At 67.4% G+C, this 22,788-nt stretch carries 17 protein-coding genes; 14 read left to right on the top strand and 3 right to left on the bottom strand.

Annotation, left to right across the window (positions count from 1 at the left end; genetic code table 11):
- Positions 1-105: 105 nt before the first annotated feature.
- The gene (gene asd, locus QMX83_RS11305) at positions 106-951 is read right to left on the bottom strand and encodes an archaetidylserine decarboxylase (protein ID WP_282296730.1); all 846 of its coding nucleotides are present in this window, start codon (positions 949-951) and stop codon (positions 106-108) included.
- Positions 948-1,598, bottom strand: a complete 651-nt coding sequence (locus tag QMX83_RS11300) for an SCO family protein (RefSeq protein ID WP_282296729.1) — start codon at positions 1,596-1,598, stop codon at positions 948-950. Before QMX83_RS11300 ends, asd begins: the two co-directional genes overlap by 4 nt.
- 133 nt (positions 1,599-1,731) lie before the next feature.
- On the opposite strand from QMX83_RS11300, the gene prmB reads away from it, so the two are divergent.
- The 12 genes from prmB to QMX83_RS11240 all read left to right on the top strand — a co-directional run bounded on the left by prmB (position 1,732) and on the right by QMX83_RS11240 (position 19,638).
- Positions 1,732-2,661 (top strand): 50S ribosomal protein L3 N(5)-glutamine methyltransferase, encoded by a 930-nt coding sequence (gene prmB, locus QMX83_RS11295; RefSeq protein ID WP_282296728.1) that lies wholly within the window; start codon positions 1,732-1,734, stop codon positions 2,659-2,661.
- Positions 2,658-3,761: a chorismate synthase gene (gene aroC / locus QMX83_RS11290; protein WP_282296727.1), complete on the top strand. Its 1,104-nt coding sequence runs from the start codon at positions 2,658-2,660 to the stop codon at positions 3,759-3,761. Before prmB ends, aroC begins: the two co-directional genes overlap by 4 nt.
- Complete coding sequence (locus QMX83_RS11285) at positions 3,754-4,830, top strand: D-glycerate dehydrogenase (protein WP_282296726.1); 1,077 nt, start codon at positions 3,754-3,756, stop codon at positions 4,828-4,830. The genes aroC and QMX83_RS11285 overlap by 8 nt, the downstream gene beginning before the upstream one ends.
- A 92-nt stretch (positions 4,831-4,922) precedes the next feature.
- Complete coding sequence (locus QMX83_RS11280; protein ID WP_282296725.1) at positions 4,923-5,948, top strand: aspartate-semialdehyde dehydrogenase; 1,026 nt, start codon at positions 4,923-4,925, stop codon at positions 5,946-5,948.
- 80 nt (positions 5,949-6,028) lie between these two features.
- Entirely contained in the window at positions 6,029-7,993 is a 1,965-nt protein-coding gene (locus QMX83_RS11275; protein WP_282296724.1) for a FimV/HubP family polar landmark protein, read from the top strand.
- 64 nt (positions 7,994-8,057) lie between these two features.
- Positions 8,058-8,831 carry a tRNA pseudouridine(38-40) synthase TruA gene (gene truA / locus QMX83_RS11270; RefSeq protein WP_282296723.1) on the top strand — a complete coding sequence of 258 codons (774 nt, stop codon included), beginning with the start codon at positions 8,058-8,060 and terminating at the stop codon, positions 8,829-8,831.
- A complete protein-coding gene (locus tag QMX83_RS11265) occupies positions 8,828-9,484 on the top strand; it encodes a phosphoribosylanthranilate isomerase (protein WP_282296722.1) in 657 nt (218 codons plus the stop codon). The genes truA and QMX83_RS11265 overlap by 4 nt, the downstream gene beginning before the upstream one ends.
- Before the next feature lie 156 nt (positions 9,485-9,640).
- On the top strand, positions 9,641-10,321 hold the full coding sequence (locus QMX83_RS11260) for a hypothetical protein (RefSeq protein WP_282296721.1): 681 nt from the start codon (positions 9,641-9,643) through the stop codon (positions 10,319-10,321).
- Positions 10,318-12,336 carry a hypothetical protein gene (locus QMX83_RS11255; RefSeq protein WP_282296720.1) on the top strand — a complete coding sequence of 673 codons (2,019 nt, stop codon included), beginning with the start codon at positions 10,318-10,320 and terminating at the stop codon, positions 12,334-12,336. The genes QMX83_RS11260 and QMX83_RS11255 overlap by 4 nt, the downstream gene beginning before the upstream one ends.
- Positions 12,337-12,410: 74 nt before the next feature.
- Positions 12,411-17,795: a DNA repair ATPase gene (locus QMX83_RS11250; protein ID WP_282296719.1), complete on the top strand. Its 5,385-nt coding sequence runs from the start codon at positions 12,411-12,413 to the stop codon at positions 17,793-17,795.
- A complete protein-coding gene (locus tag QMX83_RS11245) occupies positions 17,792-18,496 on the top strand; it encodes a hypothetical protein (protein ID WP_282296718.1) in 705 nt (234 codons plus the stop codon). Before QMX83_RS11250 ends, QMX83_RS11245 begins: the two co-directional genes overlap by 4 nt.
- A 41-nt stretch (positions 18,497-18,537) precedes the next feature.
- A complete protein-coding gene (locus QMX83_RS11240) occupies positions 18,538-19,638 on the top strand; it encodes a toxic anion resistance protein (RefSeq protein WP_282296717.1) in 1,101 nt (366 codons plus the stop codon).
- 51 nt (positions 19,639-19,689) lie between these two features.
- Here QMX83_RS11240 and QMX83_RS11235 read toward each other — a convergent pair whose 3' ends face one another.
- Positions 19,690-20,577 (bottom strand): LysR family transcriptional regulator, encoded by an 888-nt coding sequence (locus QMX83_RS11235; protein ID WP_282296716.1) that lies wholly within the window; start codon positions 20,575-20,577, stop codon positions 19,690-19,692.
- Between the two features lie 95 nt (positions 20,578-20,672).
- Between QMX83_RS11235 and trpB the strand changes: the two genes are divergently transcribed.
- Positions 20,673-21,896, top strand: a complete 1,224-nt coding sequence (trpB, locus tag QMX83_RS11230; RefSeq protein ID WP_282296715.1) for a tryptophan synthase subunit beta — start codon at positions 20,673-20,675, stop codon at positions 21,894-21,896.
- A 42-nt stretch (positions 21,897-21,938) separates the two neighbouring features.
- A complete protein-coding gene (gene trpA, locus QMX83_RS11225; RefSeq protein WP_282296714.1) occupies positions 21,939-22,748 on the top strand; it encodes a tryptophan synthase subunit alpha in 810 nt (269 codons plus the stop codon).
- Positions 22,749-22,788 lie beyond the last annotated feature (40 nt).

The following is a 22,788-nucleotide window of genomic DNA, read 5'->3' as shown; positions in this document are numbered from 1 at the left end:
GAGCCACGCCCTGCTTGGCTGCGGCCGTGTCCGACACCGCGAAGCCACGCAGGGCGTGGCTCTACGGCGTTGCGAACGTTACGGCATCAGGGGCAATTGCACGCCTTACGAACGCAACGTCGCCAGCGCCTCACCCAGCCGCACCGCACGCTCCGCGCCCAGCCCCGGCGCAAATTCGGCCACACCCGGCGGCAGCAGCACGATCACGGTCGATCCGTAATTGAACCGCGCCATCTCCGCAAAGCGCTCCAGGGTGATGCCCTTGCCGCGATAGTCCTTGCGGGTAATGCGGTCGCCATAGGCGGGAATCTCCTCGCCGCTCCACACCGTTTCCACGCCCGACACCAGCAGCGCGCCCACCATCACCTGCACCATCGGCCCGAAGTCGGTCTCGAAGTGGCAGACCAGGCGTTCGTTGCGGGCGAACAGCGCCGGCACCGTGTTGACTGCCGCCGGGCCGACGCTGAAGAGGCGCCCCGGCACATGCACGGTCTCGACCAGGGTGCCGGTCCAGGGCATGTGCACGCGGTGGTAATCCTTCGGCGACAGATACACCGTGGCAAACAGGCCGTTGCGGTACACCTCGGCGGCGGCGTCGTCGCCCAGCAGCTGGGCCGCGGTGAACGACTGCCCCTTGGCCTGGAAGATCACCCCGTCCTGGATCGGCCCCAACTGGCTGATGCGGCCGTCCGCCGGCATCAGCAGGCTGCGCGGATCGGGATCGGCCACACGCGCGCCCGGCTTCAGGGCACGGGTGAAGAACTGGTTGAAGGTCGGGTAGCTGCGCGGGTCCGGGTTGGCCGCTTCGGCCAGGTTCACCCCGAATTTCGCGGTCACGGTGTCGATCAGCCAGCGCGAGATCTTCGGGTTGCTGGAATACGCCAAGCTCCGCGCCATCGACGACAGCAGGCGGTGCGGCAGGACGTAGGTCAGCTTCGTGGTCAGGCTCATGGTGCGGTTTTCTCGGTCAGCAACTGCAGGTCGCGGGCAATCGCCTGCGCCTGGAAGGGCGGGCGGATCAGGCCGGCCAGTTTGCCGTCCGGGTCCAGGACGGCCAGGCTGGCCGAGTGCTCCAGGGTGTAGTCCTGGGGGTTTTCATCAAAGTGCTTGCCTTCCACCTTCTGGAACACAAAGCCCAGCGAAGTGGCAAAGCGCTCCAGCGAGGGCACGTCCGCGGTGGCGGCCAGGGTGTCCTTGTGGAAGGCGTGCGCGTACTCGCCCAGCCGGGCCGGGGTGTCGCGCTCGGGATCCACGGACACAAACAGCACGCGCGGGCGCAGGCTTTCAGGCTGGGCTTCCCAGCTTTTCTGGGCCCGGGCCAGGTCGGCCAGGGTGGTTGGGCAGACGTCCGGGCAGAAGGTGAAGCCCAGGAACACCAGGGTCCAGTGGCCCTTCAGCTCTCCGGGAATCAGCCGGGTGCCGTCAGACTGGCTCAGGTTGAAGTCCGGCAGCGGGCGCGGCTGCGGGTAGAAGGTGATGGTCTCGGTGGCGGGCTGGTTGGCCGCCGGCTTCGGTGCGAACACCTTCTGCGCCGTCACCAGCCCCAGCCCGGCGGCCAGCGCGATGATCAGGATGATGCCTGTGGTGCGGTTGAACATGGGCGGCCCGTTGCCGGAGGGGTCCACCATCATAGGGGAGGGTTCCGGCCCCGCCCAGCCGTTTCGCCTGCAACGGATGCTGCGGCCCCTTCCAGCGCCTATAATCGGGGGCCACATTGTCTGTTGCCTTGCCATGACTGCCGATACGGCCGCCGAACTTCACACGATCATCGACCTGATCCGCTACGGCACCAGCCGTTTCAACGCCGCCGGGCTGACCTTCGGGCACAGCTACGACAACGCCCTGGACGAGGCCACCCAGCTGGTCCTGCACAGCCTGCACCTGCCGCACGATCTCGGTCCGGCCTACGGCCAGGCCCGGGTCACCCGCGACGAGAAGCTGCAGGTGCTGGAGCTGTTCCAGCGTCGTATCGATGAACGCATTCCGGCCGCCTACCTCACCGGTGAAGCCTGGTTTGCCGGTCTCAGCTTCAAGAGCGACACCCGCGCACTGGTGCCGCGCTCGCCGATCGCCGAGCTGATCGAGTCCGGCTTCGAGCCGTGGCTGGCCGGTCGCGACGTGCATCGCGCGCTCGACCTGTGCACGGGTTCGGGCTGCATCGCCATTGCCATGGGCCACTACTACCCGAACTGGGAAGTGGACGGCGTTGACCTGAGCGACGACGCGCTGTCGCTGGCCGAAGAAAACAAGGAACGCCTGCAGGCGCACAACGTCACCCTGCTCAAGTCGGACCTGTTCAGCGGCCTCACCGGCCGTCACTACGACCTGATCGTGACCAACCCGCCGTACGTCACCAACGACGAAACCGACGCGCTGCCGCAGGAATACTCCTACGAGCCGGAAATGGGCCTGCGTGCCGGCGACGACGGCCTGGACCTGGTGCTGAAGATCCTGCGCGACGCCCCGCTGCACCTCAGCGAAGACGGCCTGCTGATCTGCGAAGTGGGCGAGTCCGAGCAGCACCTGATCAAGCTGCTGCCGGAAGTGGACTTTGCCTGGGTCGAGTTCAAGGTCGGCCAGATGGGCATCTTCGCGGTCGAATGCCGCGAACTGATCGCCCACAGTGCCCGCATCACCGAACTGGCGGCGCAGCGGCCGTGAGTTCCAATACCTTCGGCAAGCTCCTGTCGGTCACCACCTTCGGCGAATCGCACGGTCCGGCGATCGGTTGCGTGGTCGATGGCTGCCCGCCGGGGCTGGAACTGAGCGCCGACGAATTCGCCCACGACCTGCAGCGCCGTGCGACCGGCAAAAGCCGGCACACCTCCGCGCGCCGCGAGGCCGACGAGGTCGAGATCCTCTCGGGCGTGTATGAAGGCCGCACCACCGGTACCCCGATTGCGCTGCTGATCCGCAATACCGATCAGCGCAGCAAGGATTACAGCAACATTGCCCAGCAGTTCCGTCCGGGTCATGCCGACTACAGCTACTGGCAGAAGTACGGCATCCGTGATCCTCGCGGTGGTGGTCGCTCGTCCGCGCGTGAGACCACCATGCGCGTGGCCGCCGGGGTCATCGCCAAGAAGTGGCTGGCGCAGCGCTACGGGGTCACCGTGCGCGGTTACCTCTCGCAGCTGGGCGACATCACGCCGACCGGTCATGACTGGTCGGCGGTGGAAGACAACCCCTTCTTCTGGCCGGTGGCCGACCAGGTGCCGGCGCTGGAAACCTACATGGACGCGCTGCGCAAGTCCGGTGATTCGGTCGGCGCGCGCGTGAACGTGGTGGCCGACGGCGTGCCGCCGGGCTGGGGTGAACCCATCTACGGCAAGCTCGATGGTGAACTGGCGGCCGCGCTGATGAGCATCAACGCCGTCAAGGGTGTGGAAATCGGCGATGGCTTTGCCAGCGCCGCGCAGAAGGGCACCGAACACCGTGACCTGATCACCCCCGAAGGCTTCGCCAGCAACCACGCCGGCGGCATCCTCGGTGGCATTTCCACCGGTCAGCAGGTCACCGCCTCGATCGTGCTCAAGCCCACGTCCAGCCTGCGCCTGCCCGGTGCCACGGTGGACGCGACCGGTGCCGCGGTGGACGTCATCACCACCGGTCGCCACGATCCCTGCGTGGGCATCCGTGCCACCCCCATCGCCGAGGCGATGATGGCGCTGGTGCTGATGGACCAGGCGCTGCGCCATCGCGCGCAGTGCGGCGACGTCGGCGAGATCACCCCGCGCATCCCGGGTCACATCGATGGCTGATCCGCGCGCGAAGGTGTGGGTCAGCCAGCCCCTGTTCGATGACGTCATCGAACAGCTCGGGCAGCATTTCGACCTGACCGTCACCGACGCCGTCACCCGCTACACGCCGCAGATGCTGGCCGAGCAGCTCGCCCAGGTGGATGGCGCGCTGATCACGCTCAACGAGCGCATCGGTGCGGCGGAAATCGCCGGCGCACCGCAGCTGCGTGCCATCGCAAACGTGGGCGTGGGCTACAACAACCTGGATATCGACGCGCTCAGTGCGGCCGGCATCCTCGCCAGCAACACCCCCGATGTCCTCACCGAAACCACCGCTGACCTGGGCTTTGCGCTGCTGATGGCCACCGCCCGGCGTATCACCGAGGCGGAGCGCTGGCTGCGGGACGGGCAGTGGGGGCAGTGGTCGTTCCAGACCATGCTGGGCGCTGACATCCATGGCAGCACGCTGGGCATCCTCGGCATGGGCCGCATCGGCCAGGGCATCGCCCGCCGCGGCGCGCTCGGCTTTGGCATGCGCGTGCTCTACCACAACCGCTCGCGCCTGCCGGAGGCCACCGAGGCCGAGGTCGGCGCGCAGTACGTCGACCTGGACACCCTGCTGGCCGAGGTCGATCACCTGGTGCTGGTGCTGCCCTACAGCGCCAGCTCGCATCACATCATCAATGCCGCCGCACTGGCGAAGATGAAGCCGACCGCCACGCTGGTGAACATCGCACGCGGTGGCATCGTCGACGAGCTCGCGCTGGCCGACGCACTGGCCAATGGCCGCCTCGCGGCTGCCGGCCTGGACGTGTTCGAGGGCGAGCCGGCAGTGCGCCCGGAACTGCTGGCGCTGCACAACATCGTGCTGACCCCGCATATCGGCAGCGCCAGCCAGGCCACGCGCCGTGCCATGGTGCAGCTGGCAGTGGACAACCTGACCGCCGCGCTGGGGCAGGGGCCGCACGCGAATCACCCGCCGAGCGCACTGAATGCTGACGCTGTGGCTGCCGTGAAAGCTGGCGGCGCTGTCGTGGACGGCAAAAAAGACGACGCAAAACGATCGGGAACCTCTGCGGCCACTACGTGAGGTTCCCCGAACCCAGCCCGCTGTGCGTTTCCCAATTCAATTAATGCGGTAGGTACCGACCGTGGGTCGGTACACCTTACACAGAGGTTCCTATGAGCAATGCAGATCGTCGTTTCCACGTCGCCGTCGTCGGTGCCACCGGTGCGGTGGGCGAAACCATGCTGTCCATCCTGGCCGAGCGCAACTTCCCCATCGCTACCTTGAGCCTGCTCGCCTCGTCGCGCTCGGCCGGCGGTGAAATCGAGTTCCAGGGCCAGAAGATCAAGGTCCAGGACCTGGCCGAGTTCGACCCCAGCGGCGTGGACATCGCGCTGTTCTCCGCGGGTGGCAGCGTGTCCAAGGAGTACGGCCCGAAGTTTGCCGCCGCCGGTGCGGTGGTGATCGACAACTCCTCGGCCTTCCGCTACGACGACGACGTGCCGCTGGTGGTCTCCGAGGTCAACCCGGAGCAGGTTGCCAACCGTCCGCGTGGCATCATCGCCAACCCGAACTGCTCGACCATGCAGATGCTGGTCGCGCTGGCTCCGCTGCACCGCCGCTACGGCATCGAGCGCATCAACGTCGCCACCTACCAGTCGGTGTCCGGCGGTGGTCGTTCGGCACTGGAGGAACTGGGCAAGCAGACCGGTCAGCTGCTCAGCTTCCAGGACATCGACCCGCAGCGCTTCCCGGTGCAGATCGCCTTCAACCTGATCCCGCACATTGACGACTTCCAGGACAATGGCTTCACCAAGGAAGAAATGAAGCTGGTCTGGGAGACCCGCAAGATCCTCGGCGACGACAGCATCCTGGTGAACCCCACCGCGGTGCGCGTGCCGGTGTTCTACGGACACTCCGAAGCGGTCGCGATTGAAACCCGTGAGAAGGTCACGCCGGAAGCGGCGCGCGAACTGCTGGAACAGTCGCCCGGCGTGGAGGTGGTGGATCGTCGTGAAGCCGGCGGCTATCCGACCCCGGTCACCCATGCGTCCGGCACCGACGCCGTGTATGTCGGTCGCATCCGTGAAGACCTGTCGCATCCGCGCGGTCTGAACCTGTGGATCGTGTCGGACAACATCCGCAAGGGCGCGGCCTTGAACGCCGTGCAGCTGGCCGAGCTGGTCGCCGCCGAAGGTTGATTGATCCGCGCCGCGGATTGCGGTCCCGTACAGCCACGCCGTGCGTGGCTGGATTGTTCCGGAATCGTTATATTGCCGGCATGAAGAAACGAGCTCCGGGCGCGAAGCGCCCGCTCAAGGTGGTATCCACCCTGCTGCTGGCCCTGGCCAGCAGCTCGGCCATGGCCCTCGGCCTGGGCGACATCCGGGTGCTGTCCAAACCCGGCCAGCCGCTGCTGGCTGAAATCCCGATCATTTCCGCTGACCCGTCCGAGCTGGAAAACCTGCGCGTGGCGCTGGCTTCGCCGGTCACCTTTGCCCGCGTCGGCCTCGACCGCCCGACCGGCCTGGTCAGCGAACTGCAGTTCGAGCTCACCCGCAATACCCAGGGCCGCGCCGTGGTCCGGGTCAGCAGCCAGGCTCCGGTCACCACGCCGTCGCTGAATTTCCTGATCGAGGCCGACTGGGGGCAGGGACGTCTGGTCCGCGAGTATTCCGCGCTGGTCGATGCGCCCGACAGTGCGATAGCCGTCGCCGAACCTGAAATCGTCGCGCCCGAAGGGGCGATGTCCAACGCCATCGTGCGCGAGCCCGAGCCGGCCCCGACGGTGGCCGAGCCGCTGGCCGCCGATCCGCAGCCGGCCGAAGCAACCCCGTCGCGTACCACCCCGGTGCCGCCCCGCAATGCGGCGCCCGCGTCAGCACGCGCGCCCGCACCGGCCCGTCCCGCACCGGCTCCGGCCGTCGCGGCCGATGGCACCATCACCGTGCGCCGTGGGCAGACCCTGTCGGAAATCGCCGGTGGGCTGGCCCGCGAGCGCGGACTCAGCCGCGACCAGGCGATGATCGCGCTGCTGCGTGCCAATCCCGAAGCCTTCATCCGCGGCAACGTGAACCTGCTCAAGCAGGGCGCGGTGCTGCGTACGGCGGATGCCGCATCGGCACCCCCGGTGGATGCGGCCGAAGCCGCCGCGATGGTGCGCGAGCACACCGCGCAATGGCGTCAGGCCCGTTCGGCCATTCCACAGCCGGCGGCCACGGGTGTGGCGAGTACGCCGGCCAGCACGCCGGCCAACGCAGCGGGCGCAGCCACGGCGGCCGCGCCGGCAACCGCTGGTGGACGACTGGAAATCGCGCCCGCCGTTGCCGCCACCGACCACAACGCAGGGACTATCACCGGCACTGCTGCCGGCAGTGAGGGTGACATGCTGGGCAATGAACAACTGCAGCAGGCCAAGGAAGACGTGGCCACCCGCGATGCGGAAATCCAGGAGCTGCGCGGCCGCGTGGCTGAGCTGGAAAAGCTGCAGAAGCAGCAGGAAGCGCTGATCAGCATGAAGGACAGCGACCTGGCCGCTGCCCAGCAGCGCCTGGCCGATGCCCCGGCCGCCCGCGAGGGCGGTGGCGGGGGCTGGTACTGGTTGGGACTGGGCGTGCTGCTGGTGGTGGTCGCGGGATGGGCGCTTGCGCGCCGCCGCAAGCCGTCGCCCTTGCCGCCGCTGCGCCGCGATGGGTTCGACGCGGCCGCGCTGGCCGGTGCGATGCCGGCCGCCGGCTATGTCGACGAGTTGGCGACGCAGGCGCAGGCCGAGCAGGAGCAGGCCGACCACGATGCGGAGCTGGCCTACGATTCGGTCGATTACGACAGCACTGCCGACCAGGTGGCCGCCGAAGTGGCACGCCGCGAGCCCGCGTTCACGCTGGAGCCGCAGCCCGGCCAGGGCGAAACCGCTGCAGCTCCGGCGCTGCAGGACCCCGATCACGTGGTGGTCCCTGCACATGCCTGGGATGCTGCCGCGCAGTCGTCTTACCGGGGCGTGTTCGAGTTCCCTGAGGAGCCGGCGGCACCGGCTGCTGTGGCTGCTCCGGTTGAGCCGTCGGCCGCGGAGCCGGCCACCGCGAGCGAAGCGCTGGGCACGCCGGGTCGCGAGCGGCTGGAGCTGGCCATCGCCTACCTCGACCTCGGCGACGCCGATACCGCGCGCGCCCTGCTGCAGGAAGTGGCGGCTGCCGGCGACATCCACAGCCAGATCCAGGCACGCGAGCTGCTGGCGCGCCTGCCGTGACACCCCGGGCGCAAGCCCTGGCCGGCCACTGGGCCGGCCTTCATCGACGTAATCGAGGTTGACCATGCGCTACGCACTGGGCGTGGAGTACGACGGCAGTGAGTACAAGGGCTGGCAGCAGCTGGGCGAAAGCGGTTGTCCCAGCGTGCAGGCCAGCCTGCAGGAGGCACTGTCATCGGTGGCCGACGCCCCGATCGAGGTCACCTGTGCCGGACGCACCGATGCCGGCGTTCACGGCGAATGCCAGGTGGTCCATTTCGATACCGACGCCGTGCGTGACCCGCGCGGCTGGACGCTGGGCACCACCACCCGCCTGCCGCGCTCGATTGCGGTGCGCTGGTGCATGCCGGTGGCCGACGACTTTCACGCCCGGTTTTCGGCGCGGGCGCGGCGCTATCGCTACCGGCTGCTCAACCGCCAGATTCGCCCGGCCCTGTACCGGCAGACCCTGAGCTGGGAGCGACGGCCGCTGGACGCGGCGCGCATGCACGAGGCCGGCCAGGCCCTGCTGGGTGAAAATGACTTCAGTGCGTTCCGCAGCGCGCAGTGTGAAGCCCTGCATGCGCGACGCGAGCTGCAGGCCATCAGCGTCACCCGCCAGGGCGAGGTCATCGAGGTCTGCGTTCAGGCCAATGCATTTCTTCATCACATGGTGCGCAATATTGTCGGGTCATTGATTCTGATCGGTTGTGGGGAACAACCGGTGTCATGGATGGCCGAGCTGCTCGCCGGCCAGGACCGCACCGTGGCTGGCCCCACTGCACCGCCGCAGGGTCTCGTGTTTGTTGGCCCGTTGTATCCCGACAACTGGCACCTGCCTGCCGAGGTTACGTTATGAGCCGCTCCTACTACCGCACCCGCATCAAGTTCTGCGGCATGACCCGCGCCGGCGATGTGCGCCTGGCCGGCGAGCTGGGTGTGGACGCCGTGGGTTTCATTTTCGCCCGTGAAAGCAAGCGCCGTGTCGCCCCGGCCGAAGCCCGCGCGATGCGCCAGGCGATTGCACCGATGGTCGACGTGGTCGCCTTGTTCCGCGACAACAGCAAGGAGGAGGTCCGCGAGGTGCTGCGCACCGTGCGGCCGACCCTGCTGCAGTTCCATGGGGCTGAAGACGAGGCGTTCTGCCGCAGCTTCAACATGCCGTACCTGAAAGCGGTCGCCATGGGCGGGCGTGAAGAGGTCAATGCCCGCCAGCTGCAGCTGCGCTATCCCAGCGCCGCCGGCTTCCTGTTCGACAGCCATGCCCCGGGTGGTGGCGGTGGTACCGGTGTGACCTTCGACTGGACCCGCCTGCCGACCGGACTGCACCGGCCGTTCCTGCTGGCCGGCGGGATCACCCCGGACAACGTGTTCGACGCCATCGTCGCCACCCTGCCGTGGGGCGTGGATGTCTCCAGCGGCATCGAGACCGAACCGGGCATCAAGGACGGCTACAAGATGCGCAAGTTCGTCGAGGAAGTCCGCCGCGCCGATTGCCACGAGGCCGACTGACGTTTCATGAACACGCACCTATCGCACAGGGTCAGAAACCCCCTATGTGCGTAATCCAATATTTCACGTAGCATCAACGGTTCAAGGGAAGGCCGGAGCGCCTTCCCAGGGACGCCGCAGGGGGAAACCGCGGCACCGATGCAAGGAAGTCGTGAAATGGCGGAATTTTTCAATGTCGCGCTGACATTCCCCACGCTGCCGTACAGCATCGTGCTGGCATTTGCCGTGGTGTATTGGCTGCTGGCCGCGTGCGGCGTGGTCGATGACGGTTTCGCGACCGACGGCATCGACCTGGGCGGAGGCGAGGAGGGCCTGCATGGCATCTCCGGCATGTTCTCGCGACTCGGCCTCGGCGGCGCACCGGTCATGCTGGTGATCGCCCTGCTGGCGTTCTTCGGCTGGACTGGCACCTATCTGACCCATCTGTTCCTGCTGCAGCCACTGCCGGTGCCGCTGCGCTGGGCCGCGGGCAGCGCGGTGGCCCTGCTGGCGCTGGTACCGGCCGTGCCGGTCACGGCCGTCATCCTGCGGCCGGTGCGTCGCCTGCTGCTGCGCCTGCGGGCGGTACCGCAGACCTCATTGCTGGGCCGCATAGGCGTGGTCGCCTCGCCCCAGGTCACCGACACGACCGGCTACGCCACCGTTGACGACGGCGGAGCCGGGCTGATCCTGCAGGTCCGCCTGCCCGAAGGTCAGACCCTGCCGCGTGGGTCACGCCTGGTCCTGATCGACTACGTGGCCGAACACAACCATTACCGGGTCGCTGCCGAAGACAGCCACCCCGCGCTTTCGTTCCAAGACAGCCTGATTGCGGGCGACAAGGAGATCCATCGATGAGTGTTGCTGCCATGGCCCCGTTCCTGATCGGCGTGGGCGTACTGATAGTCCTGCTGCTCGGTCTTGCCGGCCTGTTCAAGGCGTTCTACCGCAAGGTGGACCAGGGCGTCGCGCTGATCGTCAACGACATGAGCTCCCAGCCCAAAGTGCACTTCACCGGTGCGCTGATCATCCCGGTGCTGTACCGCGCCGAGCTGATGCGGATCAGCCTGATCACCCTTCAGATTGACCGCCGTGGCAAGGAAGGCCTGATCTGCCGCGATAACATGCGCGCCGACATCGCCGTGGCGTTCTACCTGCGCGTCAACGAAACCCAGGCCGACGTGCTGCGCGTGGCCAAGGCCATTGGTGCCGACCGCGCGTCGGACAAGCACGCCGTGGACGAACTGTTCAACGCCAAGTTCTCCGAAGCACTCAAGACCGTCGGCAAGAAGTTCGAGTTCACCGAGCTGTTCGAGAAGCGCCAGGAGTTCCGCGACGAGATCATCGCGGTGATCGGCAACGACCTCAACGGCTATGCGCTGGAAGACGTCGCCATCGACTATCTGGAACAGACCCCCAAGCTGCTGCTGGATCAGAACAACATTCTCGATGCCCAGGGCATCCGCAAGATCACCGAGCTGACCGCAGCGCAGAACGTGGTCACCAACGAGCTGGAACAGAACGAAAAGCTCGCCATCACCAAGAAGAACGTTGAAGCGCGCGAAGCGCTGCTGGCGCTGGAGCGGCAGCAGGCCGAAGCCGAAGCCCGGCAGAAGCGCGAGATCGAAACCATCCAGGCCCGCGAGCAGGCTGAAACCGCCAAGGTGCAGGAAGAGCAGCGCCAGCTGGCTGAGCACGCCCGTATCGAGGCGCAGGAACTGATCGACATCCGCGAGCAGAACCGCCTGCGCGAAGTCGAAGTGGCCGAGCAGAATCGCCAGCGCGCCGTCGCCATCGAGGCCGAGCGCGTCGAGCGTGCACGCCAGCTGGAGCAGGTCACCACCGAGCGCGAAGTGCAGCTGCAGGGCGTCGAGCGCGACAAGGTGGTCGAAGTGGGCAAGATGGACGTGGCCAACATCACCCGCGAACGTGTTGCCATCGACAAGACCGTGGCCCAGGAAGAAGAGCGCATCAAGGAAGTGCGTGAAGTGTCCGAGGCGGACCGTCAGAAGCAGGTGCTGATCCTGGAGGCCGAGGCCAAGGCGCAGGAACTGCTGGTGCGCCAGGTCAAGGAAGCGCAGGCCGCGGAAACCGCAGCCAAGCACCGCGCGGTCGAGATCACCACCCTGGCCCAGGCCGAGCACGAAGCCGCCGGCAAGCAGGCCGAGGCCAAGCGCCTGCTGGCCGATGGTACCCGCGCCGAACAGGCCGCACCGGGTCTGGCCGAAGCGCAGGTGCGTGAAGCGTCGGCACTGGCCATCGAGAAGGTCGGTATCGCCGAAGCCCGCGTCATCGAAGCCAAGGCCGACGCCACCCTCAAGCAGGGCACCAACGACGCCCGCGTGCTGGCTGAAACCCTGCAGGCCCAGGCCCAGGGTGAAGAGCAGATGGGCCGTGCCCGTGCGACCGCGACCGAGTCGGTCGGTGGTGCCGAAGCCGGTGTGGTGCAGAAGAAGCTGCTGGCCGAAGCCGAAGGCCTGGTCCGCAAGTTCGAGGCGATCGCCTCGCTCAGCGACAGCGCACGTGGCCACGAAGAGTTCCGCATGATGCTCGACAACAGCCTCAAGCAGGCGTTGGCGTCGATCGAAGCCGGCAAGGAAGTCTCGCGCGAGAACGCCGGCGTCATCGCCAGCGCGCTGCGCAATGCCGACATCGATCTGGTCGGTGGCGACGGTGGCATGTTCGAGAACCTGATCAAGGCCGTCTCGCTGGGCAAGTCGATTGAAGGCCTGGCCGGCAAGAGTCCGATCGTGCAGGACCTGATGCAGCGCTACCTGGGCGTGAGCGCACGCGAAGAAGCGCCGCGCCAGATCGCCGACGAGCACACCGCGGCCACCGACACCGTGTCGGCCACCGTCGTCGACGCGCGCTGAGCGGGGCAGAGCCCGCTCTACATTTCCACCGGCCGGTACCTCCGGCCGGTGTTCCGTGAGCCGGAAGGAAGCTGATGTCTGATACCGACCCCCGTCCCGACCCGTCGTCGGCGGAAGCCACCACCACCGTCGATCAGGCGGTTGCCCAGGGCGGAGCCTATGAAGTCCTGCGTCGTCGCCTGGGCGAGCAGGGCACGCGTCTGCGCGGACTGGCCGATGCGCTCAACCGCCAGCGTCTGGTGGAGTTCGGGGACAGCCGGCTGGAGGTCATTGGCCGCTTCCGCATCCGCAGCGAAAACAACTGTGTGGGCCGGGACATCGTGCAGGTCGGACCGGACCTGCTGCTGTTCGGCTACAACGTCTACCTGGGCCTGAAGACCCAGACCCGGGTCGAGGACGTGTTCGGCCTGTACCGGCTGGTGCAGTCGGGCGAGGGCTACGACGTGGTGCCGGTGGATGCCAAGGGCAGCTTCCTGGCCCAGGCCGGCTTCGTGCATGACTTCAGTGAGCTTTACGCCTACTACAAGCATGCGCGCCTTCTGCAGCTGATCAAGGTCGGTGACAAGCTGCTGGCATCGTTCCAGATCGGCGAGCGCAGCAGCGACGTGCGTGTGTTCCGCTGGGCGGTCTCGCGCGAGGGCGAGCTGACCTATCTGGATGCGCGCGGCGAGCGTGACATCGCGCTGCCGCCGCCGTTCGATTTCGAGTGGACCCGTGCCACCCGCGACATGGCGGTCAGCGGCCGTCATTCACATCTGAATATTCTGGATACCCTGTTCGTCGAGACCACCGGTGGCGATCTCACCATCAAGGTCGAGAACAACACCGAAAGCGGGCAGGGCATCTACAGCGAGCCGGTCGATGACAGCACCCAGTCGCTGGACGACGCCCAGTTTGATTTCGCCCGGGTCGGCTCATTGGTGCTGCTCAAGGTGCTGCCGTACCGCGAAACCGTCTGGCGCGGGCTGATCTACAACACGCTGACCGGCGCGATCGTGCGCAATGACGCCATCGTGCAGGCCTGCGTGCAGCTGCCGGAAGACCACGGCATCATCTTCCCCGGTGGCTATTACCTGCAGAGCGGCGAGCACAAAGCCTTCGACGCTTCGATGCAGGGCATGCAGTTCAAGCGCGCGATCCGCTCGCCCAATGGCGAGGACGTGCTGTACATCTTCTATGAGCGCGAAGGTGGGCGCTCGGCGCTGTTCGTTTACAACACCATCCAGCGCGTGCTGCAGAACCCGGTGTTCGGCCACGGCTACGCCTTCATGCATGACGGGCGCATGGTGCTGTTCCACGCCGAAGGCACCGAGCCGACCCGCATCCACCCGATGCAGGTCTGGCAGACCCCCTTCAGCAGCGACGAATTTGCCGCCAGCCGGCCGCCGGGCAATACCTTCATGGGCCGCATCGGCAACGCCGAGCTGGTCCGCGGCATTTCCAACCTGTTCGACCTCGCCCGGACCATCGAAGGCCAGGACGTTTCGGTGCAGCGCTACCAGCGCCTGGTGCAGGACACCCGGCGCATGTTCGACGCCCACCACTGGCTCGACGACGCCAGCTGTGACGGCGCGGCCGGCCTGCTGCGCGAGATCAGCGCCACCGGCGAGTCGGTGCTGGACGAGTACGAGAAGGTCCAGAGCATCCGCCAGCAGTCCGCGCAGGCCATGGCCCAGGCGCAGTCCAGCCAGAAGGCCCTGCTGGCGCGGCTGCAGCCGGAGAACTGGACCGAGGTGCAGGCCTTTGTCGAGGCGCTCAACGCCATCTCCACCCAGCGCGGGCACCTGCTGACCATCCGCGACTATCGTTACATCGATACGGACGTGATCGATGCGATGACCACCGCGTTGCAGGAAGCGCACGACCGCGTCGGTGCTGCAACCGGCCAGTTCCTCGCCGACGAGCGCGCACTGGCTCCGCTGGGCGAACGCCTGCAGGCGCTGGATGAAGCCGCCCAGCAGGCTGAAAGCGCGCGTGTGCTGGATGAACAACTGGCCGGCATGCGCGGCATGGCCGCCGATCTGGACATGCTGTCTGCGCTCATGGCCGGGCTGAAAGTGGACGATGCCACCGCGCGTACCTGCGTGGTGGAAGCCATCTCTGCCGTCTACGCGCGTCTCAACCAGAGCCGCGTGCGCGCCGAACAGCGTCGCCGCACCCTGGGTTCGGCCGAGGCAGTGGCGCAGTTTGCCGCCCAGTTCGCGCTGTTCTCGCAGTCCATCACCAGTGCACTGGGCATGGCCACCGACCCCGAGCGGGCGGATGAACAGATGTCGCGCCTGCTGGTGCAGCTGGAAGAACTGGAAAGCCAGTTCGGTGAGCACGAGCAGTTCCTCGGCGACATCCTGGCCAAGCGCGAAGAGCTGATCGAAGCCTTCGAAACCCACAAGCAGGCGCTGCTGGACGAGCGCCAGCGCAAGGCGCGTTCGGTGCTCGACGCGGCCACCCGCATTCTGGACGGCCTGGCCAAACGCACCGAGCGCTTCGCCAGCGCCGACGAACTGAACGCTTTCTTCGCTGGCGACCCGCTGGTGCTCAAGCTGCGCGAGCTGGCCGAGCGTCTGCGCGAACTGCGCGACAGCGTCAAGGCGGACGACGTCGAAGCGCGCCTGAAAGGCGTGCGCGACCAGGCCGTGCGTGCACTGCGTGACCGCAGCGACCTGTTTGAAGCCGGCGGCAATGTGGTGCGGCTGGGGCCGCGTCATCGCTTCAGCGTCAACACCCAGGCGCTGGACCTGACCCTGCTGCCGCGCGGTGACGAACTTGCCATCCACCTGACCGGCACCGACTTCCTGGAAGCGCTGCACGACCCGGAACTGGCCGAGCTGAAGGCGTATTGGCAGCTGGGACTGGATTCAGAATCCGCGCAGCTGTACCGCGCCGAATACCTGGCCGGCAGCCTGCTGCTGGCCGCGATGGAAGGGCGTGATGGCCTCGATCTGGCCGCTCTGCAGCATGCGGCTGCCGAGCCGGATGCACTGGAGAAGATCGTCCGCGACTTCGCCGCGCCGCGTTACCGCGAAGGCTATGAACGTGGCATCCATGACCACGACGCCAGCCTGATCCTGCACGCGCTGCTGCCGCTGCAGCAGGCCGCCGGGACGCTGCAGCACGCACCGCGCGCACGCGCGCTGGCCCTGCTGTTCTGGGCCGCGCACCAGCGCCGCGAGGACGTGGCGCAGTGGTCCGCGCGTCAGGCCGGAGCCGATGCCATCGCCCGTCTGTTTGGTTCCAGCGAAGGTCAGCAGGCCCTGCTGGCCGAGATGACCGCCGCGTTGGATGCCTTCGTGCAGGAGCGCCAGCTTCCGTTCCAGTCTGAAGATGCGCAGGCCTCGGCCGCGTATCTGGCTGCCGAACTCAGTGTCGGCGAGCCCGTTTTCAGCACCAGCCGCTACGCGCAGGCCCTGCTCGAAGCGCTGACCCAGCACCTGCAGTCGGCCGGCCAGCGCGAAGCCTTTGACCGTGCCCTGCAACGCGAGCAGGACGGTCTTGCCGCGCGCTGGAAACTGGCGGGTCAATGGCTGCGCGCGCTGTGCCAGCTGCCGGCCTACGCCACGCACGCCGGCTACGCCGATGAAGCGGCAGCGCTGCTGCTGGTGTCGCGTGCGCTGCGCACGCGTGCCAGCGAGGTCGCCCTGCAGGTCCAGGTGCAGGGGCTGCTGGGCGAGCACGCGCGCATCCAGCAGGGGCACCTCACCCTCTCGCTGGACGACTTCCTGGCGCGCCTGCGCGCCCACCTGCAGCAGTTCGTGCCGGCCTTCCATGCCTACCAGGGCGTGCGCCAGCGCATCATCGCGCGCGAGCGCGACGCGTTGCGGCTGTCCGAGTTCAAGGCGCGTCCGCTGTCGTCGTTCGTGCGCAACAAATTGATCAACGACGTCTACCTGGGCGTGATCGGCGACAACCTCGCCAAGCAGATGGGTACGGTTGGAGAAAACAAACGCAGCGACCTGATGGGCCTGCTGATGATGATCTCCCCGCCCGGCTACGGCAAAACCACGCTGATGGAATACGTGGCGCACCGGCTGGGCCTGGTCTTCATGAAGATCAATGGCCCGGCACTGGGCCATGAGGTGCGATCGCTGGACCCGGCGCAGGCTCCGGATGCGACATCGCGGCAGGAGCTGGAAAAGCTCAACCTGGCGCTGGAAATGGGCAACAACACCATGCTGTATGTCGATGACATCCAGCACACCCATCCCGAGTTCCTGCAGAAATTCATCTCGCTCTGCGACGGCACCCGGCGCATCGAGGGTGTGTGGCGCGGTCGCACCCGCACCTACGACATGCGCGGCAAGAAGTTCTGCGTGGTGATGGCCGGCAACCCATACACCGAGTCCGGCGAGGTGTTCAAGATTCCGGACATGCTCGCCAACCGCGCCGACATCTACAACCTGGGCGACGTGCTCGGCGGCATGGAAGATGCCTTCACCCTGAGCTACATCGAAAACAGCCTGACCTCCAACGCGGTGCTGGCCCCGCTGGCCACGCGTGACATGGCCGACCTGTACCTGCTGGTTGACCGCGCCATGGGCAAAGAGGTTTCCACCAATGCGCTGAGTCATGCCTACAGCGGCGCGGAGATCAACGAGATCGTTGCCACCCTGCAGCGCATGCTGCGCGTGCGCGACGTGGTCTACCGGGTCAACCAGCAGTACATCGCCAGTGCCGCACAGGACGACCGCTACCGCACCGAGCCGCCGTTCCGGTTGCAGGGCAGCTACCGCAACATGAACAAGCTGTCCGAGAAGATCTCGCCGGTGATGAACGAGGCCGAGCTGCAGCAGCTGATTTCCGACCACTACCTGGGCGAAGCGCAGCTGCTGACCACCGGCGCGGAAGAGAACCTGCTCAAGCTGGGCGAGCTGCGCGGTGTGCTGGGCGAGGATGAGCAGCAGCGCTGGGCGCAGATCAAGCGCGACTTCCTGCGCAACAAGGCGATGGGTGCCGGCGATGCCGATGTCGGCGGACGCGTGGTGGCACAGCTGGCCGATATCGCCAGCGCGCTGCAGAGCAGCGCCGATTCCACACCGCTGAGTGCACCGGACCCCGCACCGTGGCCGGCCTTGCTGGCGGCATTGGAGCGCCTGGTTCCGGTTCCGGCCACACCGGTGATTGCGGCGGAGCATGCGCCTGCCGACACCGGCCTGCCGCAACCACCCCCGCTTCCCGCCGCCGAACCGATTGCCCAAGGGTTGCAGGAAGGTCTGGCCCCGTTGCTGCAGCTGCTCGGCCAGGCCAACGCGCAGCAGGCGCGTACCGGTGAAACCCTGGCCGTGCTGGCCAGCTGGGTGCGCGAGCAGATGGAGCGCGGCCCGGTCGCAGCGCCGCGTCCGCGTGCACGTCGCGCCAGCACGCCGCAGGAGCGTGCGTTGGACGAAGCGCTGATGCGTCACTTCTACGGTGAATCGACCCTGCCGCCCCAATGGACCGGCGCTGCGGATGATGCCCCGGCATGATCCGCGGCTGGCCCGTACCGGTGCCGGTGGCCTCCGACGCGCTCGGCTTGTCGCGCTACGGCGCGTCCTTGCTGGACGCGATGGGGCAGGGCAGCGCGCCGCCCGTCGGGCATGACGCCGCTGCGGCGCAGCTGCTGACGGTGCTGGAACAGCTGGCCGCTGTGGTGCAGGCAGCCAACCCGGCCGCCGCACGCCGTCGCGTGAGCTGGTGGGGCCGTCTGCTCGGGCGCGATGTGGAACAGGAACTGGACGCGCAGGAAGGGCAGTCGCGCATGGGCGTGTTGCTGGTCCAGGCCGAGGCGGCCGCGCGCGGCGTCGTGGCGCAGCAGGCCCAGCAGGCGGCAGCGCAGGAACGCGCACATGATGCTGCCCTGACGCTGGAAGCCTGGGCCGACGCCGGCCACGCGCAACTGGCCGCACTGACCCCGCCGCTGCAGGAAGTGCTGGCGCAACGCCTGGACCATCTGCGCCGGCTGGCCGCGCTGCAGCAGGTCGAAGCCGGGCAATGGCAGTTGCTGCGCGAGCAGAACGCCGCCTTGCTGGCGCGCAGCCAGCGCATCACCGAGACCCTGCTGCCGGCGTGGCGTCAGACCACGCTGGCGCGCCGCGCAGGCGACCAGCAGCAGCGCGACCAGCAGGCGGCGCACCTGCTGGCCCAGATCAACGCCGAGGTCGCCTCGGCGCAGGCTAGACTGGACTGACCCATGCAATTCATTGCCATCCCCTTCAAGGAGACTTCGCCATGACCCAGGACACGCCGAACAGCTCGGCCCTCGCCGTGGCATCGCCCACGGTGGATGACGCCACCTTGAAGGCGCTGGGCCTGGCCCAGGACGACCTGCCGCGCATTGCCGAGATCGGCCGCAGCCTGGAGGACATCCGTCCGGGCAACCTGCAGGTGTTCGGGCGCGACGCGGCGGCCAAGACCGCGGCGTTTTCCAGCCAGCTGCTGGACCAGGTACGCAATCGTGATCTGGATGCCAGCGGCGAGAAACTGGGCGAAGTGGTGCGCATCGCGCGCACGCTCAATCTGGACGGGCTCACCCAACGTTCAAAGGTGCCGGTGATCGGCGGCCTGATCGACAAGCTGCGCGCCTCCAAGGGCGAGCTGGTGCAGAAGTTCAGCGACACCAATCGCCAGATTGAGCAGCTGCTCGGCGACGTGGGCAGCCAGCAGGCGCTGATGGGGCAGCGGGTCGGCGAGTTCGACCGCATGCATGAGATCGTGCGCGAAGAGCGACACGCGCTGGGCCTGCACATCGCCGCCGGCAAGCAGCGTCTGGGTGAACTGCGGACCGAGCAGCAGGCGGCGCTGGGTAACGACGATCCGCAGGTGCGTATCCGCCAGGGCGAGCTGGACAATGCCATCCGCCTGCTCGACAAGCGCGTCGGCGACCTGGTGGTGATGCAGCACGCCGCCGACCAGTCGCTGCCGATGATCCGCCTGATCCAGGCCAATGCGATCCAGCTGATCGAGAAGTTCAACACGGTCCGCGACATCACCATTCCGTCGTGGAAGCGCCAGTTTGCCATCCAGCTCAGCCTGAGCGAGCAGAAGAGCGCCGTGGAACTGTCCAATGCGATTGATGATGCGACCAACGACCTGATGCGCCGCAATGCCGACCTGATGCGGCAGACCTCGGTGGAAACCGCCAAGGCCAACCAGCGCGCCGTGATTGACGTGGCCACCCTGCGCCACGCCCACGACCAGCTGATCGCCACGGTGGAAGAAGTGCGCACGATTCACCGCGAAGGCATGCAGCAGCGCCAGCAGGCCGAAGTTGAACTCGCGCGACTGCGCGAAGAGGTGCAGGCCAGACTGGCCGCACCCACCGCAGGGTGATCATGCTGGGGCGATGACTCGGGGCGAAGTGCAGCCACGCAGGGCGTGGCTCTACGTCAATTGCGCGCTCAGCCACTCCGCCAACACATCCACCCGTGCATCCGCGACGCCCTCTGGCGTCGCCAACACCCAGAACCCCCCGGTGGCCCCGAACCCCCACGGGGCCAGCAAGCGCCCGGCTGCCAACTCATCCACCACCAGCGGCTCCGGCGCAATCGCCACGCCCAGGCCAGCCACCGCGGCTTCCAGCAGGTAATACAGGTGGTCAAATCCGGTGCCCATCACCAGCTGCGCCGGCTCCAACCCATGCGATAACGCCCAGTCCGGCCACGCCTGCGGGCGTGATGTGGTGTGCAGCAACGGCTCCCCCAGCAACACCGAAGGCGGATGCCCACGCAGCCGCGCGGCCGCCGGATGCTGCGGGCTGACCACCACGCCGACCCGCTCCGGTGCCAGTTCCCGCACCTGCCACCCGGACGGCCACGGCGCATGTGCCAGCAGCAACACCGCATCCAGCGTCTGCTGATCCGCCGTGAAGCTGCCGTCCTGCGCCGACCAGTGCAGCGGCAGCTGCGGCAGGTCGGTCTGCAACTGCTGCAGTCGAGGAATCATCCAGCGCGCCAGGATGCTGCCGCTGCAGCCCAGCACCAGCGCTTCGGGCCGCTGCCGGCGCTGCAACCCGCTCACCGCATCGCGGATCTGCCCGAATGCCCCGGCGCAGGCGGCCCGCAGGGTCTCGCCGGCTGCGGTCAGGCGCAGGCCACGCCCGGCGCGCTCGAACAGGGCGAAGCCCATATGTTCTTCGAGCAGCCGCAGCTGCCGGCTGATCGCGCCGTGGGTCACGTGCAGTTCCTGCGCGGCCCGGCCGACACCGCCCAGCCGGGCCGTGGCCTCGAAGCTGCGCAGGGCGTTGAGCGAGGGCAGGGAGGTGTCACTCATGTGAGTTTTCCTGACAGGTTGTGCCAGATAATATCGATATTCCGGTCAGGATACGTGCGTTAGAGTGAAGGCCTGTCTCTACCGGCTGTCGCGTCATGTCCGCATCCCCAACGCCCGTCACCGATTTCCACGCCTACCCGGACGCCAACGGCCATTTCGGCCGCTACGGCGGCAGTTTCGTCGCTGAAACCCTGATCGGGCCGCTGCAGGAGCTGGCCGCCGCCTATGACCAGGCGCGCCAGGACCCCAGCTTCATCGCCGCCTATGACAAGGACCTGACCCACTACGTGGGCCGGCCGAGCCCGATCTACCACGCCGAGCGGCTCAGCCAGCAGGTCGGTGGTGCGCAGATCCTGCTCAAGCGCGAAGACCTGAACCACACCGGTGCGCACAAGATCAACAACACCATCGGCCAGGCCTTGCTGGCCGCGCGGATGGGCAAGAAGCGCATCATTGCCGAGACCGGTGCCGGCCAGCACGGCGTCGCCAGCGCCACTGTCGCCGCGCGCCTGGGCCTGGAGTGTGTGGTCTACATGGGGGCCACGGACATCGAGCGGCAGAAGATCAACGTCTACCGCATGAAGCTGCTCGGTGCGACGGTGGTGCCGGTCACCTCCGGCTCGGCCACGCTGAAGGATGCGCTCAACGAAGCGATGCGCGACTGGGTCACCAACGTGCGCGACACCTTCTACATCATCGGCACCGTGGCCGGCCCGGACCCGTATCCGCGCATGGTGCGCGATTTCAACGCCATCGTCGGTCGCGAAGCGCGCGCGCAGATGCTGACCGATTACGGCCGCCTGCCGGACGCCATTACCGCCTGTGTCGGCGGCGGCAGCAATGCCATCGGCCTGTTCCATGCCTTCCTCAACGACCGCGACGTGCGCATTGTCGGCGCTGAAGCGGCCGGTGACGGCATCGAAACCGGTCGCCACGCGGCGTCCATTGCCGCCGGCCGTCCGGGCGTGCTGCATGGCAACCGCACCTATGTGATCTGCGACGACGACGGCCAGATCATCGAGACGCATTCGGTGTCTGCGGGCCTGGATTACCCGGGTGTAGGCCCGGAGCACGCGTTCCTGGCCGATACCGGTCGCGCCCAGTACGTCGGTGTGACCGACGAAGAAGCGCTGGCTGCGTTCCACCAGCTGGCGCACAGCGAAGGCATCCTCGCCGCGCTGGAATCCAGCCATGCGGTGGCGCAGGCGATCAAGCTGGCGCGCGAGCTGCCCAAGGACAAGCTGGTGCTGTGCAACCTGTCCGGCCGTGGCGACAAGGACGTGCACACCATCGCCGCCCGCGAAGGCCTGGTGCTGTGACCGCCCGCCACGCATTTGAACTGACTCTGGAACGCGCCCGACATGTCCGTTGACCGTATTGATGCCTGTTTTACCCGCCTGCGCGCCAGTGGCCGCAAGGCGCTGATTCCCTTCGTCACTGCTGGCGATCCCGGTCTGGAGGCCACGGTGCCGGTGATGCACGCACTGGCCGCGGCCGGTGCCGATGTGATCGAGCTCGGCGTGCCGTTCTCCGACCCGATGGCCGACGGCCCCACCATCCAGCGCAGCTCCGAGCGCGCGCTGGCACGGGGCGCGGGTCTGACCTACGTGCTGGACGCCGTGCGCGACTTCCGCCGTGATGACGCCACCACGCCGGTGGTGCTGATGGGTTACCTGAATCCGATTGAGATCCGCGGTACCGAACGCTTCGCCCAGGACGCCATCAGTGCCGGGGTGGACGGCGTGCTGCTGGTGGACCTGCCGCCGGAAGAAGCGGAAGAGACCTTGGCGATCTTCGAGCAGGCTGGGCTGGCGCTGATCCTGCTGGCCTCGCCGACCACGGCCGATGCACGGCTGGACACGCTGTCGGCGATGGCGCGCGGGTACCTGTATTACGTGAGCTTCGCCGGGGTGACCGGTGCATCTGATCGCCTCGACAGCGACGCCGCCAGCGCCCGCCTGCGTGACCTGCGCGGTCGCTCGTCGGTGCCGGTGGTGGCGGGCTTTGGCATCAAGGACGCCGCCAGTGCGGCGGCGATGGCGAAGGAAGCGGATGGTGTGGTGGTTGGCAGCGCGCTGGTGGCAGCACTGGCGGAGGCGGATGGTTCAGATGCAGCAGCGGCGGTGGCGAAGGCGTTCCTTTCACCGTTGCGCGAGGCGCTGGATCGTTGACATACCGCCTGGGCCGGCCAACGGCCGGCGCTACCGGGGT

This window comes from Stenotrophomonas sp. PS02289, assembly GCF_029960115.1.
Classification (GTDB): domain Bacteria; phylum Pseudomonadota; class Gammaproteobacteria; order Xanthomonadales; family Xanthomonadaceae; genus Stenotrophomonas.
This window is presented reverse-complemented; position numbering and strand designations above follow the sequence as displayed.

What these genes read in the sequence shown, in the direction of transcription:
- truA (WP_282296723.1), top strand. Translation starts at nt 8,058, where the DNA reads ATGCGCTACGCACTGGGCGTGGAGTACGACGGCAGTGAGTACAAGGGC.
- QMX83_RS11240 (WP_282296717.1), top strand. Translation starts at nt 18,538, where the DNA reads ATGACCCAGGACACGCCGAACAGCTCGGCCCTCGCCGTGGCATCGCCC.
- QMX83_RS11275 (WP_282296724.1), top strand. Translation starts at nt 6,029, where the DNA reads ATGAAGAAACGAGCTCCGGGCGCGAAGCGCCCGCTCAAGGTGGTATCC.
- QMX83_RS11255 (WP_282296720.1), top strand. Translation starts at nt 10,318, where the DNA reads ATGAGTGTTGCTGCCATGGCCCCGTTCCTGATCGGCGTGGGCGTACTG.
- QMX83_RS11285 (WP_282296726.1), top strand. Translation starts at nt 3,754, where the DNA reads ATGGCTGATCCGCGCGCGAAGGTGTGGGTCAGCCAGCCCCTGTTCGAT.
- prmB (WP_282296728.1), top strand. Translation starts at nt 1,732, where the DNA reads ATGACTGCCGATACGGCCGCCGAACTTCACACGATCATCGACCTGATC.
- QMX83_RS11245 (WP_282296718.1), top strand. Translation starts at nt 17,792, where the DNA reads ATGATCCGCGGCTGGCCCGTACCGGTGCCGGTGGCCTCCGACGCGCTC.
- QMX83_RS11300 (WP_282296729.1), bottom strand. Translation starts at nt 1,598, where the DNA reads ATGTTCAACCGCACCACAGGCATCATCCTGATCATCGCGCTGGCCGCC.
- trpB (WP_282296715.1), top strand. Translation starts at nt 20,673, where the DNA reads ATGTCCGCATCCCCAACGCCCGTCACCGATTTCCACGCCTACCCGGAC.
- QMX83_RS11260 (WP_282296721.1), top strand. Translation starts at nt 9,641, where the DNA reads ATGGCGGAATTTTTCAATGTCGCGCTGACATTCCCCACGCTGCCGTAC.
- QMX83_RS11280 (WP_282296725.1), top strand. Translation starts at nt 4,923, where the DNA reads ATGAGCAATGCAGATCGTCGTTTCCACGTCGCCGTCGTCGGTGCCACC.
- QMX83_RS11235 (WP_282296716.1), bottom strand. Translation starts at nt 20,577, where the DNA reads ATGAGTGACACCTCCCTGCCCTCGCTCAACGCCCTGCGCAGCTTCGAG.
- asd (WP_282296730.1), bottom strand. Translation starts at nt 951, where the DNA reads ATGAGCCTGACCACGAAGCTGACCTACGTCCTGCCGCACCGCCTGCTG.
- QMX83_RS11250 (WP_282296719.1), top strand. Translation starts at nt 12,411, where the DNA reads ATGTCTGATACCGACCCCCGTCCCGACCCGTCGTCGGCGGAAGCCACC.
- QMX83_RS11265 (WP_282296722.1), top strand. Translation starts at nt 8,828, where the DNA reads ATGAGCCGCTCCTACTACCGCACCCGCATCAAGTTCTGCGGCATGACC.
- trpA (WP_282296714.1), top strand. Translation starts at nt 21,939, where the DNA reads ATGTCCGTTGACCGTATTGATGCCTGTTTTACCCGCCTGCGCGCCAGT.